Below are 17,837 nucleotides of genomic sequence, written 5' to 3' on the forward strand. Positions count from 1 at the left end.
TCAATGAAAAGATTCACTTTAATTACAGTGTATCTTCTAGGTGTAACTTTTTCATTAGCACAAGATTGCAATAAGACACTTACCGGAAAGGTAATAGATTTTCATGATGGAGTTGCCCTAAAAGGCGCAAAAATTACTTTTAATAATCAAATGATTGTTACAGACACAGAGGGAAATTATACCATAAATGACTTATGTGCTATATCATATGCATTTACAATTTCACACGAAGATTGTAATTCGCAAGTGGTTACTATTGATGTGTCTAAAGTACATACACAAGACTTTTATCTAGAGCATCACTATACAGATTTAGATCAAATAGACATAGCTTCTTCTTCTAAGAATAAAGCAACGAACAGTCAGGTTGAAGAAAAGTTGAATCGAAAACAATTAGAATTGTATAGTAGCCTTTCTATAGGCGATGCATTAAAAGAAATTTCTGGGGTTAATACCTTAACGTCTGGTAATACAATTGTTAAGCCTGTAATCCAGGGAGTACATAGTAGTAGGATTGTAATTTTAAATAACGGTGTACGACAAGAGGATCAGGAATGGGGCGAAGAACATGCTCCAAATATAGATATTAACGCTTTTAATGAAATTCGAGTCATTAAAGGTGCTGGAGCTCTGCAATATGGTGGAAATGCAATTGGCGGGGTAATTATTGCAGAAAACAAATTAACCAGCTTAAGAGATACCATTTTTGGAAATGCCCAATTAGCCGCAAGTACTAATGGCCAAGGAGGCAGTACAAACTCTGCGCTTAATATCGGATTTAAAAATGGCTGGGGAGCCAAAGCACAAGGAACCGTTAAATATTTCGGGGATAGTGAAGCCCCGGATTATATTCTAAGCAATACAGGGCATAGAGAACAAAGTTTCTCTACCACATTTGGATATAACAACTTTTTATATGGTTTTGAAGGGTATTATAGTTTTTATAATGCCACTCAAGGTATATTACGATCGTCACACATTGGTAATGTCGGCGATCTGGTTAGAGCAATAAATAGTGAAGTACCACTAGTCATTAATGATTTTACATACGATATTAATGCTCCTAAACAAGAAACACAACATCATTTGGTAAAACTGAAATTTTATAATCGTTTCAAAAACCTTGGGAAATTAAATCTTCAATATTCCTTTCAATACAATAACAGAAAAGAATTTGACATTAGAAGAGGAGATGATCGCGACAAACCAAGTCTGGATTTAGAACTCCTAACCCATGGTTTAGAAGGGTCCTTTTTATTTGATGCCAAAGATAGTTTTAAAAAGAATGTTGGATTTCAACTCGCCTATCAAACCAATACTCCAGATCCAGATACAGGAGTAAGACGATTAATACCAGACTACAACAAAATAAGTGCAGGAGTTTTTGCCATTACAGAGTTTACTATTAGTGATCACATTACGGCTGATGCCGGTATTCGATATGATTTTGTAAATGTAGATGCTAAAAAATTCTATGAAAAAGAATTTTGGGATGATCGGGCATATAATGTACAGTTCGCAGACCTCATTATTGCCGATGAAGGAGATCAATGGCTTACAAATCCAAATTTTGATTATAATAGCGTGTCTGCTTCAGTTGGTCTCAATTACAGTTATGGTAATCAAAATACCCTTCTATTTAACGCTTCTTATGTTAATCGAGCTCCAAATCCTGTAGAACTGTTTAGTGATGGGTTGCATCATAGTGCGGCAATTATTGAATTAGGAGATTTGAATTTTGATCAAGAAAGTGCATTGAAATTTTCTTTAGCCAGCGAGCATGAAAATATTTTTGGTATAGGAAGATTAAAGGTTTCTCCCTACCTAAGTCTTATTGATAATTTTATATTGCTCGAACCAACCGGCGTAGACTTTACAATCAGAGGATCTTTCCCAATATGGGAGTATCGACAAACCAATGCGTTATTATATGGCATCGATGTAGATTACGGTCTGGACATCACCGAAACGTTAAAATTTACTACCGGGTTTTCATATATCTATGGTCAGGATACCACAGCCAATGAAGCATTAATCAATATGCCTGCACCTAATTTTAGATCACAACTTACGTATCAAAAAGAAAATTGGGATATTCGATTAACCAATACTTCTGTATTAAAACAAAATAGATTTCCAAATAATGATTTCGAGACCAGTTTCATTCGAAACAATGTAGAAGTAACAGAGTTAGTGCTTATTTCAGAGCCTCCCGCTGGGTATAGTCTTTTTGATCTTTCTGGATCATACACATTTGGAATATGGAACCCCAAAGACCTTGTTGTAGGAGCAAGTATAACAAACCTATTTGATGTCTCATATAGAGATTATTTAAACAGACAGCGTTTTTACGCAGATAATATCGGAAGAAACTTTACACTTAATATAAATTTTAAATTTTAATGCAATGAAAAAAGGAATTCATAAACTATTAAGCATCATTTTTATCGTCTCTATTTTAGCTTCATGTAGTGATGATGATGATAACCCAATAGTAATTAACGAAGAAGAAACTATTACAACCGTAAAATTAAGCGTTACTGAATCTGGTACTACAACCACACAAGAATTTGAGTGGACTGAATCCAGTCAAGATGATATCACCTTAAAAGCAAACACTTCATATAATATCAAAATTCAATTTTTAGATGAATCGAACCCAAATGATGTAGAAGATATTACTGAAGAAGTAATCGCCGAAAAAGATGAGCATTTTGTCTTTTATGAAACTACGGTAGGTGGATTAACATTTGACAATGCTTCAGATGATACGGTTGATGCTAATAATGTTGGCATTAATATTTCAACAGATTGGTCAGCAGGAGATGCCGCAACCGGAGTTATCAGAGCTTTTTTAATTCATGAACCGACTTCAAAAACAGGAGATTCTAGAGCTGATTTCGGTGGAGAAACAGATATAGAAGTAGATTTTAATGTAACCGTACAATAACAAAATAAGTAGTTACAACAGTATATTGAAACGCCACAGTTATATTGTATTTAAGTTGAGTTTGTATAACCTTTGATTTGTTTCAATTTAATCCCCAAGAACATGTTCTTGGGGATTTTTTTATGAAATAAAATGACTAAACACTTATTATTTGGTATAAATTTTGAGTAATTTACAATATGATAATGTAAAAATTGTAGGTTTTTGATCAAACACACTGAGAATATGGTGTTAAAAACCGAATATTTCCCCGAAAAATGAAGTATAATTTGATTTTCAATGAGTTAAACACAATGATTTTGCGAGGATATTAAGGCATTATTAAATCTGAATTACGATTCAAAAAACACTAAAATATTAAAGAGATACCACTTATATTCGCGGCATTAAATCTAACCAATAGATTAACAAACGACAAAATTGAAACAATCATAATTAGTATAAGTTGAGTTTGTGTTAAATACTACTACTAAGTTTCAATTTAGACCCCCGGGAGTAGTTACCCGGGGGTTGTTTTTTTTGTGTTGTACCCGCCCAACACTCGTTATAAACCAGCGCATCAAATATAGCTAATCCAACCCCTGTGGGTATTCCAGGCTTTACATGTTTATAAACAGGTTACAGGCCGTTCTTATACGCCCTTCAGGTCGTTTTGAACGGGCAATAGGCCGTTAACTACCCCCTAACAGGGTGTCTCGACACCCCCTACCCCCCGTCTCGACACCCCTATAGGTAGTATGACAACGCCCTATTCACCGTCTCGAACGTCCTTTTGGTAGTATAGTAATGCCTTATTGGCCGTTTTGGCACCCCCTAAAGGGTATGATGACACCTGAAAAGTAGTAATGCAACACGCTGTAAACCGTTTTGGAGATAAAAACGACCAAAAGAGAATATATAAGATCAGTATATTAAGCAGGTATAACTTTATTATAAATGCTCTTGATTCTACTGGCATGTTGTGTAAAGAGATCACCCTAGCCGTAACAGAATTGTTTGAAGCTAATATCTTTATCTCAACCCCATATAGCTAATCCAGAAAATCATCTCATTCCGAAAAAAGTGTTACATAATTTTTTTCACCATTTACTTTGCTACATCCTATCAATATTTATCTCCTAAAAAATCACCCTAAACGGGTGAAAAAGAACTCCCTCAAATATGTGATTTTTGTTTGGTTAAATCAAAGTAGTAAACACTGTAGAAGTGTTTTATAAACGAAAATCACTAAAACATAGTCAAATGAAAAACAACCTTAGTATTCTATGGGTATTAAAACTTATGGTTTTTATATTCATAGTAAATCCTACATTCATAAACGGACAGGAATTACCAACAATTTTACCTCCTACTCCAGAGGCTACATCTTTAGGAGAGTACGTATCGATTCCTGTATCTCATTATACAGGAGTACCGAATATTGGCGTACCCCTATATGAAATTAATCTTGATGGTTTAAAAATTCCTATTAGCTTAAGTTACCACGCCAAAGGTGTTCGAGTAGAAGAAATGGCTTCACGCGTAGGAATCGGATGGGCCTTGAATTCTGGTGGAGTAATTACTCGTCAGACTAAAGGTTCACCTGATGAATATATCCATAATTCTATAGGTTTTTTACGTCATGATTATTACGAAACTTTTTTTACTTTAGAAGCCACACGTCAAGAAGTATATACCAAAGACATTAATGGAGAAGTCGATCTATACCCAGATACTTTTATGTTCAATTTTATGGGGTATTCTGGTAAATTTTCTTTTGATCAACGCACCCATAAACCAATAATTCAAGGGTTTTCTGATATTACTATTGAACCTTTATGGGCAAACGGTGGCGTAGGAGAAATAAAAGGCTGGGTGGTTGCTGCGCCTAATGGTTATAAATTTTACTTTGGAGTTTCAAAAGACGATACTCGTATTGCTAGAGATAGTGAAGAAAAAAAGGAGCAATATACATATACAGAAAGGTTAGCCGCTACACCTGGAGATGGTTTTGCTCCTTATAATGCCTGGTATTTGTTAGATATTATAAGCCCAAATGGAAGATCGGTTGCTTTCAAATATGAACCAGAAACGCCGATATACTTCAGACGAAGTTATGATGAACTTGAAATAGGCACTAGGGCAGTTACAAGTTATTTCTCTAAAATTAAAGGGACGCAAAATCAAATTAAAGAAATTGAATTTGATCAAGGAAAGGTTAAGTTTATTAAATCCGAAACGGAGCGCCAGGATTTAAAGGGCGCTTATACATTAGACAACATAGAGATTGTTAATAATCATGATCAACTAATTAAACGTTATCAATTAGATTATAACTATACCAATAGCCCTGCAGATAACAATGTTTTACCCATAATTGCAAGTCTTGACCCAACTAGTAGTAAACGTCTTTTTCTACAATCTGTAACTACCTACGATAAAAATGGGTTTAACAGTATGCCTCCTCATAGGTTTTATTATAATAATGATGCATCATTACCTAACCGATTTTCAAATTCACAAGATGCTTGGGGATATTATAACGGGAAAAACAATGGTAATTTCCTAACATATTTTAATTATGCTAATATCCAAATTGATAGATCCGTGGATACTTTAAAATGCCAGGCAGGATTATTGACCAAGTTACAATACCCCACAGGCGGATCGGCCAAATATGAATATGAAGCTAACAGGGCTATTCCTCCAAGTTATTTTGAAAATCTCTTAACTCAAGCTACTAATCCAACCGTTGATAAAAATGCCGGACTTCTTAAAAGTAATATGACTTATAATGGGAGCTATTATGAATCTGAGCCGTTCACAATCACTAACAATGTACTTTGGAGTACTATGGAGTCTATTGTAACAATTACTCCTCCCGAAGGATGCGACTCTACTCAATCTACAAATAGTTGTGCTTATCAAATTCAAATTGGGAGCAATATTTTATTGATTGGTAAAAATAAAATCAATATCCCACCGGGAGAATATACTATCAAAGTTACTCCAAAGAACAAGGATATTGAAGACCCGAATAGTTTTGACCCTACCTTCGCAGTGGCATTGAAATGGAAGGAACAAATTATAGATCAAAACAAAGAGATTTATGCTTCTGGTAATCGAATCAAACATATAGTTTTAAATGATGGTAAGGACGATGCTATTATCAAAGAATATGATTATAAATTTCCAACAGGAAAAAGTAGTGGAAAAATATTTTCTTTAACAAACTATAATCATACTGAAGTAAATCCTTTTGGAATAACAATTTATCAAGATAGATATTTCGCAAGACCCGGAAGTCCGCTTACTTATGAACAAGGAAATCATGAAGGATATGAATATGTAACGGAGTACTTAATAGGTGAAAATGGAGATGAGGGAAAAACTGCTTATACCTTTACTATTTGGCCCGATACCGGCAAATTCTACAAACCTCCATATCATTTAGCTACGGATAATGAGTGGATACGTGGCAAATCAGTTAAAATAGAACATTTTAAAAAAGAAAACGAAGACTATACACTTATACAGTCCATAGAAAATAAATATAATTATGGAGGTTTACCCAATCCAACTTATATAATGTCTCCATTACCTCCTGATGCTACTTCTGATGAAGTTTATGAAAATACTCGCACAAACCATACACAATCTTTAATGGTATTTGCAGGTGATGGTGATGACCCAAATATTTTTAAAACCTTTTATTTTACTGCAGGTACTTCAGATTTACATAGCACAACCACAACGTCGTATGATGGTGTTACACCCATAACACAACACATAGAATATGGATATGATTATAATAGATATTATCAGTCTAATTTAACCGAAACTACAAGTAGTGATGGAAACTTTATCCATTCCAGAACCTTTTTCCCGGAAGATATTACTACACCAGATGCAATAGGTTATGATCCTTTTACACAAGAAGAGTACCAGTTGATCAATAGACTTAAAGCTAATGATCTTCATCGAATAGCTACTCCTATCCAAACCGTTACCGAAACCAAAAACCAGGTAGGAGCAGTTCTTTCTAAAACTGCACAACGTACTCTTTTAAAGGAATGGAACGGTACTATTTTACCAGAAATTGTACAAAGTGCCAAAGGAAATAGTGCTCTCGAGGATCGTATGCAATTTATAGATTATGATGGTTATGGAAACCCCAAAGAAGTTGCTCTTACAAATGGAACGCATATCGTTTACATATGGGGGTATAATGGTAATCAACCTATTGCGAAATTAGTGAATGCCAGTTATGCCGATATGACAACTGAACAATTAGAAGCGATCGAAAATGCTATTACAGCTTCTAACGAAGATAATGACAATTGCCAAGAGGCTATTTGCAAAGAACAAATACTGCGTAATGTATTGGAAGAGTTACATGCACTTTTTCCAGAAGCACAAGTAACTACCTTAACCTATGATGTATTGGTAGGCGTAACGAGTATGGCTGATCCTAAAGGATATACCATGTATTATGAATATGATGACTTCAATAGGCTGAAGTATACCAAAGATGCCGAAGAAAACATCTTAACCGAAAACACATACCAATACAAAAATTAACAGGAAAAAATCATGAAAAAATATATTATAGTATTATTCCTTATTCTAGGTATACATACACATGCACAACAGCCCGTATTGAGTAATGAAAATGCGGTCTCCAGCAGAAGCTTTCAAAAAGAAGTAAAAAATCCAGATATCGATGTTATAGAAGGCCGAGATGTTATTGAACAAGTTACCTATTTTGATGGATTAGGAAGAGCTAAGCAGCGAATTGCAATTAGACAATCTTCAAATAAAAAGGACATCGTAACCCACATTATTTACGATGCTTTAGGGCGAAAATCTAGAGAGTACTTGCCATTTGAAACCGATGGTACTATTGGCAGTTTAAGAACCGGCGACCTAGACGAAAAAACACGCATGTTTTATTACAACCTGTTTCCAGATGATTTTGTAGATGTAACATCTGCTAATCCTTATACTGAAATGGAATTCGAAAACTCTCCACTAAACAGAGTATTGAAGCAAGGAGCCCCAGGAGAAGATTGGAAATTAGGGAGCGGTCATGAAATTCGAACAATTTATGACACAAATATTGACGAAGAAGTAAGACGCTTTCATGTAGAATTAACTTCTGATTATACCCCTACCTTGGTACTGGATGGTAATTATAATTCCGGAGAATTGTACAAAACCATAACCAAAGATGAAAACTGGACCTCTGGAAAGTTAAATACCATTGAAGAGTTTACCGATAAGAATGAACGAGTACTCCTAAAACGTAACTATGCCAAAATTGATGGCGCGGTAATCGCTCACGACACCTATTATGTATATGATTATTATGGAAATTTGACTTATACTATCCCTTCAAAAGTGGACTTTACTAATGGCGTATCCGATATCGAACTAGCTGAGTTATGTTATCAATATCGATATGACAGCCGTAACCGGTTGGTAGAGAAAAAAATACCAGGAAAAGGTTGGGAATGCATCGCATATAACAAACTAGATCAACCCATTATGAGCCAGGACAAACGATTAAAAATAGCTAAGCAATGGTTATTTAGCGTCTATGACGCTTATGGTAGAGTAGCTTATACTGGTATGGATCGAGGAAATGCCAAATCAAGAACCGAAATACAAACTTTGGCCGATGCTACTGGTAAGCAATATGTGACCAAAACTGCAACACCAAATACGTATGCAGGCACTACGATCTACTATACCAAAGACGCTTACCCAGGTAGTTTTGATGCCATACATACTATTAACTATTATGATGATTACGTTTTTGATACCGATGGGATTACACTACCAACTACTGTATATGGAGAACCTGTGAGTACACAAACCAAGACCTTATCTACAGGAAATAAAGTGTTGGTTTTGGGCACCAATAAATGGATCACAACATTATTTGGGTATGATAAAAAAGGGAGAGTAATATGGAGTGCCACTAAAAACAACTACCTACAAACTCTGGATATTGCAGAAATGAAACTGGACTTTGTGGGTAAAGTAGTAGAAACAAAAGCAACACATACCAAGGGTAGTAACGTACCTATTGTTACGATTGAAAAATTTACTTATGATCACCTGGGTAGAGTAATCAAACAAACCCACAAGGTGAATGATCAGGAAGAAGAAGTTATTGCGCAACATACCTATGATGCTATCGGACAACTGACTCAGAAGAAAGTCGGAGAGGGAATAACTACTGCAATAGGAATTGAAGGCTTACAAAACCTAGATTATCAATACAACGTAAGAGGATGGTTAAAGGGGATCAATGATGTTGACAATTTAGGAGCTGATCTTTTTGGTTTTCGACTACACTATAACAATCCTACCACCGGTACTGCACTTTATAACGGAAACATTAGTCAACAATACTGGCGTAGCGCTAATACTGATAATAGTTTAAAAAACTACGCCTATAGTTATGATGCTCTAAACAGGCTTACTGGAGCGGTAGATAATACAGGGAGATATACAGTAAGTGGTATTACCTATGATAGAATGGGAAATATCTTAAGTTTTCAACGCAATGGTTTGCAAAATGGAGGTGTTTTTAACGATATGGATCAACTAACATATAGTTATGACTCTGGTAACAAATTATTGCAAGTTACCGATCATGGAAATAAAGCCTATGGTTTTAAAGATGGTACTAATATCAATGATGATGATTTTGAATATGATGATAACGGCAATATGATCATAGACCGTAACAGTGGTATTACTGATATCAAATACAACTATCTTAATCTACCCTACCAGGTAACTATAAATGGTAAAATGATTAGTTATGTATATGGTGCCAATGGAGTAAAACAACTTAAAGCAGTAGGGAATATATACACTAATTATGCTGGGAATTTTATTTATGAAAACGGAAAACTACAGTTTTTTAACCACCCTGAAGGATACATAGAACCTACAATTACCTCAACTGGAGTCGAGAAGTATGAATATACCTATCAATACAGAGATCATTTAGATAATATAAGACTAAGTTATGCCGATAGCGATAAAGACGGTATCGTTACCCAAACCGAAATAAAAGAAGAAAACAACTATTACCCTTATGGGTTAAAGCACCAAGGGTATAACAATGTAGTAGCTGGGCGTAACCATAAATTTGGCTTTGGTGGTAAAGAAGAACAAGATGAATTTGGAATAGAATGGATTGACATTACAGCTAGGAATTATAATCCTGCATTAGCCCGATGGATGAACATAGACCCTCTGGCAGAACAAATGCGTCGACACTCTCCTTACAACTATGCTTTTAATAACCCCATCTTTTTTATGGATCCAGATGGGATGGCTCCTGTTGGTGGTTATGGTGAAAGTTTAGAAACTGCGGAGTATTACCATATAAATTATGAAAGTATTTCAAATAAAGATAAATGTCCTTCTGGAGATTGTGAGACTTTACCACTACCATCTGATGCTTTTATTGCAGCTACTTTTGATCGTCAAGCAATAAGAGAAGGAATAGACGATAAACTAATAGAAATGACAGGGAAACATATCGGTGATACCTCTAGGGGATACAATTTTGTTGAAGGAGATGCACGAGATTATGTAAATCTAATATCCGTATCAAAATCAGAAGGAGGTGGTGCTTTAGCTACGGGGAAATTATATGATTTTCATGGTACACCAGAAAATGTTATAATTAGTATTGATCACAGATTAATTGAAAACGGATCAGAACATCTAGCCGATATCATTATTGCGGGTGATAATTATGAAAGAAGACTTAGCTGGGAAACTACAAATGAGAATTCAACTAACATAAACCCTAAACTTGGCCCTGTAAACCTTTCTAAAACTGGAAAGTTTACAAATACCCAAATACAAAGTTTCACATCAAGTCTATCATCAAAAGAAACATTAAAATATGTCTATAATGCTTCTATTGAAACAACTGTAAATGTATCTATTCTATATAAAGGTGTCTGGGATTCTGCTGCGAATTTTACTCCGTCAAAGTCAAGGAGTTTTAAACTAAAAACCTTCGGTTCATTTAGATCTAGAAATAGAATGAGAGACTCTAAGGGAAACTTAATTAAATAACAAAGAATAAATTCCAGATAGCTTAGATTTGCAATTCGACATGAATTACAAATAAAAAACCACTCTAAAAAGAGTGGTTTTTTGATGATTTATCTCAAACCTAAATCACAAATGAAAACAATAAACGAACATAGTGTGTCGGATATTACTCAAAAAAATACCAGACAAGTCTCCTCAGGTATTGCCTGGTGTCTTAACCATGTCCTATTCATATAACTTTACAGGTACCTTTCCTAGTTATAAAACATCGAAGAATTAAAGAAATAGGATATCTCTACTTAATTATTTGTATAGTTTAAGCGGCTAATCTATAAGGTATATAGGCAAATGAAACTATGAAAGTTTTGACTCTCTACTCTAAATCTTCTAACAACATAATAGCATTCTCCTGATGAACGCCATCATACGCAATTAATTTTTTTAGTAAAAGAATAGCTTCTTTATTTTGCTCTAATTTTAAATGAGCAAGAATTGTATACCAAAGACCATCTTCGTAATATCTGTTTTGTGGATTGATATTCAAAAATTGTTCTATAGCTTTATTCGTTTTGCCAGTATTTAGATAACAATTACCTAAAAATAACTTTAATTGTTCGTCATATGGGCGATGGGTTATCAATTGTTCTAAATCAGGAATAATGTCACTATACTCTTCTTCTTTATATTTTTGAGCAATCGTTTTAAATTCTTCATGAGTTACCTCTCCTCTTTTGGCATTCTCAACAGGATAAGGAATATAATATGTTGCATATAAATCCTCTTTTTGATCTATTTGCCAAAAGAAAGTAAATAAACCAATTATTATAGCAATAGAAGCTGCAATTTTCCAATAATGAGAAATAAAAGGTTTTTGTATTGGGCTTTCTTTTTTCTTATCAATTTTATCTTCGAGTTTGATTAGTTTTTTTCTAAAATCTAATGCCTTTTTATCTTTCAGTGCCCTTCCTAATTCTTTGTGTAGTCGTACCTCTTCCCGAAGTTCAGGATCAATCTCAAGCAGCTTTTTAAAGGATTCTAATTCATTGCCTTCTAATTTGCCGGCTAAATAGTCTTCTATTTGTTCAAATATCTTTTGTGTGCTTTCCATACTATATAATCTATTTGGATGGAGCTTTAATTTCATTATATGCAGAATCCTTTTTGATCATCTCTATGATCTGTTTCTTACATTTATATTTTTTTCTTCGGATAAAGGTGTCTGTTGTTCCTTTCTTCTCTGCTATTTCTTTCATACTAACTCCAGAAAAAAATAAGGTAAGAACTTCTTGACAGGTTTCTCCTAGTTTTAAAAAATATTTTTGGTAGATGGCTGTTCTCTCATTTTCATAAATATCTTCGAGCATATCGGTTTCATCAATACCCGAGATGCTTATAATATCATCGCTTATAACCATTTTTTTGTTTTTCCTTATTTTATTCCTCCACATATTTTTACATACTCCATATATATACCCGCCAACTGTACCACTAAGTTCTAAAGAGTTTTCTTCTAATTTTTGATATAAAAAAACCATAGCATCCTGAAATATATCTCTGGCATCAGCTTCGGTCCCAGAATTTTTCATGACATAACTAGTCACTTGAGGCAAGCATTCTTCATAAATAGCCATTAAGGTCTTTTCATCCCCCTTAATTATTGCATTAATAATAGTATCTTGTGTCTTATCGTTCATAATTTAATGTCAGCTCATCATAATTTGTGACCTCTAATTTTTTAAAACAGGTGATATAAAAGTAACAATATTATTTTTACAGCTTCGATCACCACAAACACAATACCTTTTTTACAAAATGTAAAAAATCAAACAACTTTTGATAATGAAAAAACAAATATCACCTTACCATAGTGTACTATTTTTTTTGTTGTTCTCTGTTTTAACTCAGGCCCAATCGATAACAGATACTATTATAGCTCATCAACATTTTGTAAAAGGTGATACTCTTAACCTTAAAGGAAATTATAAAGAGGCAATCGTAGCTTTTGAAATTGCAGCAAACGAATTTAAATCAAATGAAGTTTGGAAACGTTATATAGAAAGTCTTAATGAAATTTCGTATAATTTTTATAGGTTAGGAAAACTTGACAAATCATTAGAAAGCGCAAATTTGGCATTGCAAACCTGTAAAAACAAATTGCAAGCGGGTAGTTTATTTGAAGCTACCGCCATTAAGGATATTGCTAAAGTATATAGAAAACAAAATAAACATACGGATGCATTGCAGTTTTATAAAGAGGCACTTGCGATCACAGAAAAAAAAGCAGGTTCAAATGATATTAAAACAGCTAATCTGTGCACACATATAGGAATCTTGTACGATGATAATCTCGGGTTTATTGAAGAAGCTAAGCAGTATTACCTAAAGTCTCTCGAAATAAACAAAAAATTGTATGACTTAAAAAAAGAGAATAACCTTGATGGGACTTATTTGAATTTAGCCATTTTATATAGTAGAAATGGGTTATATCATCAAGCACAACCTTATTATGAAAAAGCTATCCAACTTAGCAAGGAAATTTATGGAGAAAACACCCCTTACATTGCTGAATACTATTATAATTTTGCCTCAAACTATGGTTATATTGGAGAAGATCATCTTGCACTTCAATATTTTAAAAAAGGGTTAAACATTATCAAAGATACTCATGATAACAATGATGGGGTTCTAGGTTTTTTCTACGATGGAATAGGAACACAATATAGTAGAATAAAAGAACTTGATCTTGCATATAAAAATTATCAAAAGTCCTTAAAGATTTATGAAAAAACCTATGGTGAAAATGACTTATCTACTGCTAATGTCTTATCAAACATAGCATATGGCGTATTTTTACAAAAAGGTAATTACGATTTAGCATTCGATTATTATAAAAAATCGTATACGATAAGAAAAAAACTTTTTGGGGAGGAGCATCGAAATACATTTAAGTTAAATCAAGATTTTGGGGAATTATATGAAGAACAAGGCAAATATGATATTGCAGAAAACTATTATACCCAGCATCTTGAACTTGCTATTAAAAGTTTTGGCCGTAAAAATCAAAAAACTGCAGAGTGTTATATTGATAAGGCCCGTATCTATTTTAAAAAGAAACAATATCTAAATGCTATACAAGAATATCAAAACGCTGTAATTGCCGGTACTCGTATTTTTAATAATACATCCATTTATTCAAATCCTTCATCTAAAGATTATATTAATCCCTCTACCCTATTAGTTGCATTTCATGGAAAAGCTAAAGCGCTTAATTTTTTGGGGAAAGAAAAAAAAGATCAAAAAATACTTCAAGCTTCATTTTTAAGTTTCAAGTCTTGTGATTCATTAATTGATCATACCCGAAACTCTTTTTTGTTAGTCGAAGATAAAACACTTTTAGGACAAGCCAAGTCATCCCAAATTTATACCGATGCTATTGATAATGCTTTAGAATTACATAAAACAACCAATAATCGCGACTATCTTTCTGACGCATTTTACTTTTCAGAAAAAAATAAAGCCCGTTTACTCGAAGAACAATTAAAAAAAATCAAAGCACAAAGTTTTGCAAATATTCCTGAAGAGAAATTAGAAATCATTGAAAAGCTTAATGCACAACTGTCTTTCTATAAGTCTAAAGTATATCAAGCCGAAAATTCAAAAGAAAAACCTCTCGATTCTGCAATACATAGGTATACCAATTTAGTGTTTACAAATACTCAAAAAATTGATTCTACATTAAACATATTAGAGAAAGATTATCCAAAGTATCATCAACTTAAGTACGATAATAGTATTGTATCTATTCAAATCATTCAAAAAAAATTAGAAACAGACACGGCACTTCTTGAATATTTTGTTACAGATAAGGTGATATACGCCTTTCTAATCACAAAAAATGATTTTTATATTAAAGAAATTATCATCGACAATCTTGAAGATAAAATAATTCAATTTCGCAATGCTATTCTTTCTAAAGACCTGACTACTTATAAAAGAATGGGCGCGGAACTGTATCAGAAATTAATCGATCCCTTTGCTATAGAAAGTAATATTCATAACATGATCATAGTACCCGACGGGCTTTTGTGGCATCTTAATTTTGACTTGTTAATTACCCAAAAAACGAAGTCCAACAATCCAAAAAAAATTCCATACTTATTAAAAGATAAAGTAATCAGTTACGCAAATTCTGCTAATCTCTTTTTTAGTAAACAATTCACTAAAAGTGCCACTCAAAGAAAATGTCTTGCCTTTTCTTTTTCGGATACACAATTCTCTAAAAGTAAAACCCCAATTTCTAATGCTGTTATACCAAGTACAACTCATGATTTACCAGGGACCCGAAAAGAAATAGAAGCAATCTCTAAGATTATAAATGGAAAATACTATTATGGAGAGGAAGCTATAGAATCAAACTTTAAAAGCGAAGTCAATCGTTATGCCTTAGTCCATCTAGCATTGCATGGTGAGATAGATGATAAAAATCCCGAAAATTCAAAATTATTTTTCATGCAGATCAAAGATTCAATAGAAGATAATTATCTCTATAATCATGAATTATATGCTTTAAACATCCCAGCAGAACTAGCTGTTTTAAGCGCCTGCAATACGGGATCTGGCAAAATATCAAAAGGAGAAGGTATCATGAGTTTAGGTAGGGCATTTCAATATGCCGGGACCCAAAGTTTATTGCTAACCAACTGGGCAGTATCTGATGAAACTACACCTGATCTGATGAAATACTTTTACGATAATCTTAAACAAGGTATGACCAAACCCAAAGCATTACAACAAGCCAAGCTTCAGTATTTAAATGACGCAAACGTTTTTCGAGCTGATCCCTTTTTTTGGGGAGGATTTTATTTGATTGGTGATACAAACCCAATAGACTTGGGGAATGAAAAAACATACCTATACTTTGTATTATTAGCTTGTATATTAATTGCTCTAGCTTTTTTATTCCTAAAAAATCGATTTAAAAAACACTGATACATGTCCATTTACTTATTTGATAAACTGAAAGTTAAAGGTTTATCAAAAAGTATATCTTTGCCGGCATTAGAGCATAAAAAAATAAACCACGGGAAAAGGGTCACATTTTTATGTTTAACGACATTGTATTGGAAACAAAACGTAACGGAAAAATGAAAAAACAAGTATTTTTTTTATTTGGAGTATTGATTAGCCTCAATCTACTCCAAGCACAGACTGTGTACAATGGTCATTTAACAATTAGTACACAGTCAGAAATTAATGCCTTTACTTATCAGGAAATTAATGGATCATTAACAATTAAAGAAAGTTCACCAGGTAACATTACGGATATAAGTAATTTGGAAACACTTACCAAAATAACAGGGAATTTATCCATCAAGAACAATCAAAATCTAGAAAACCTGGATGGATTATATAACCTTGCAGAATTAGGTGGAGATTTTGTGTTATATGATAATCCTAACCTTATTCGTATTGGTATTAGCATTGATAATATTGAACATATTCCTGGTGTTAGCCTAGACCCAAATAGTCCAAGTCCTTTCTATAAGCTAACGACTATAGGAGGTAAATTGAGTATTACTAACCATCCTATGCTATTTGACATTAGTAGTTTTGCCAATATTACAACTATTGGAGGAGAATTATATCTTAATAAGAATAATGGCTTAGAAGATCTAGATGGCCTTTTAAGAGTATCTTCTATAGGAGGTGATATTTATATCAATAACAATGATGAACTTCTAAATATTAATGCGCTTGCAAATATCACTAATGCAACAGCAAACATTACAATTACAGCTAATGACAAATTAGAAACCCTTGAAGGATTTGCAAATATCTTATCAATAGCAGGTAATCTTACGATTAGAGGTAATCGTGCTATAGAATACCCTTGTGCAATTATGCCTATACTACAAGATAACTCTATGGTTAATGGGACTATCACAATAGAGAATAATAGTACAATCTCAAGCTCTCAATTGGCAATAATTGATTACTGTTTAAATATAACTACGCACTTCGGGGACCTTATTATCGATACACAATCTGATGTAGAGTCTTTTAATTTTGAAAAAATCACTGGCTCATTGATTATTCAAAGTGGAGATGATATTACCGATATCGAAAAGTTATGGAAATTAAAAGAAGTTGGTGGTGACCTAAAAATAATCGGAAATTCAGAGCTTCTAGACATATATGCCTTAGGTGGTGTAAAAAGTATTGGTGGAGCATTAATTATACATACTAATGAAAAGTTACCAAATACCATTCTAAGCGAGGCTGCTACATATTTTATTTGTCGTGGGTATACTGAAATAGTTAAAGGTCAATCTACTGAAGATCCATACACCCCACTAAACGCAAGTTGCTACACTCATCCTAATGTTAGGACTGGAACTCTATTTAAAAACAAAGAGCCAAAGCAATTATTTACTTACTTAACCGAAACAGAAAAACATTTAATTGTATTCCCTACTATTTCTAATGGTGATTACATCACAATAGTTAATGCAGAAAGTAATTTTGAATATCAGCTTTATGATACTACTGGTAGGTTAATCGAAGCTAATCAAATAATAAAACCTGAATCTAACCAGGTTTTAAGATTTACTCAAAAGCTTAAATCTGGTATTTATTTCATGAACATAACTAAAAATAATACTAATCAAGTACTGCGATTTATTGTAAAGTAGATAAATAAATACATATGTGAAAGACTCCCTGAATAGGGAGTCTTTTTGCATTATTCTTATTCGTAAAAAACACTCAAAAGTTTTAATGCTACAAAAATATAATTGAAGGGTCACATTTTGTGCTG

8 protein-coding genes are annotated in these 17,837 nt (G+C 33.3%); 6 read left to right on the plus strand and 2 right to left on the minus strand.

Going from position 1 to position 17,837, the window contains the following annotated elements:
* Positions 1-3 precede the first annotated feature (3 nt).
* The 4 genes from JJQ60_RS18040 (at position 4) to JJQ60_RS18055 (ending at position 11,041) form a co-directional block, all read left to right on the plus strand.
* Positions 4-2,403, plus strand: a complete 2,400-nt coding sequence (locus JJQ60_RS18040; protein ID WP_201923536.1) for a TonB-dependent receptor — start codon at positions 4-6, stop codon at positions 2,401-2,403.
* Between the two features lie 4 nt (positions 2,404-2,407).
* On the plus strand, positions 2,408-2,950 hold the full coding sequence (locus JJQ60_RS18045) for a type 1 periplasmic binding fold superfamily protein (RefSeq protein WP_201923538.1): 543 nt from the start codon (positions 2,408-2,410) through the stop codon (positions 2,948-2,950).
* A gap of 1,242 nt (positions 2,951-4,192) precedes the next feature.
* Positions 4,193-7,510 (plus strand): hypothetical protein, encoded by a 3,318-nt coding sequence (locus JJQ60_RS18050; protein WP_201923540.1) that lies wholly within the window; start codon positions 4,193-4,195, stop codon positions 7,508-7,510.
* A 12-nt stretch (positions 7,511-7,522) separates the two neighbouring features.
* Positions 7,523-11,041: a DUF6443 domain-containing protein gene (locus JJQ60_RS18055; RefSeq protein WP_201923542.1), complete on the plus strand. Its 3,519-nt coding sequence runs from the start codon at positions 7,523-7,525 to the stop codon at positions 11,039-11,041.
* 352 nt (positions 11,042-11,393) lie between these two features.
* Here the strand turns inward: JJQ60_RS18055 and JJQ60_RS18060 are convergent, their stop codons facing one another.
* Positions 11,394-12,164, minus strand: coding sequence for a tetratricopeptide repeat protein (locus JJQ60_RS18060; RefSeq protein ID WP_201923544.1), 771 nt, complete (start codon positions 12,162-12,164; stop codon positions 11,394-11,396).
* Entirely contained in the window at positions 12,139-12,714 is a 576-nt protein-coding gene (locus JJQ60_RS18065) for an RNA polymerase sigma factor (protein ID WP_201923546.1), read from the minus strand. Before JJQ60_RS18065 ends, JJQ60_RS18060 begins: the two co-directional genes overlap by 26 nt.
* Before the next feature lie 145 nt (positions 12,715-12,859).
* Between JJQ60_RS18065 and JJQ60_RS18070 the strand changes: the two genes are divergently transcribed.
* Entirely contained in the window at positions 12,860-16,009 is a 3,150-nt protein-coding gene (locus tag JJQ60_RS18070; protein WP_201923548.1) for a CHAT domain-containing protein, read from the plus strand.
* A 155-nt stretch (positions 16,010-16,164) separates the two neighbouring features.
* On the plus strand, positions 16,165-17,712 hold the full coding sequence (locus tag JJQ60_RS18075; protein ID WP_201923550.1) for a T9SS type A sorting domain-containing protein: 1,548 nt from the start codon (positions 16,165-16,167) through the stop codon (positions 17,710-17,712).
* Positions 17,713-17,837 lie beyond the last annotated feature (125 nt).

The sequence above is a fragment of the Aquimarina mytili genome, from assembly GCF_016735115.1.
Lineage (GTDB): Bacteria > Bacteroidota > Bacteroidia > Flavobacteriales > Flavobacteriaceae > Aquimarina > Aquimarina mytili.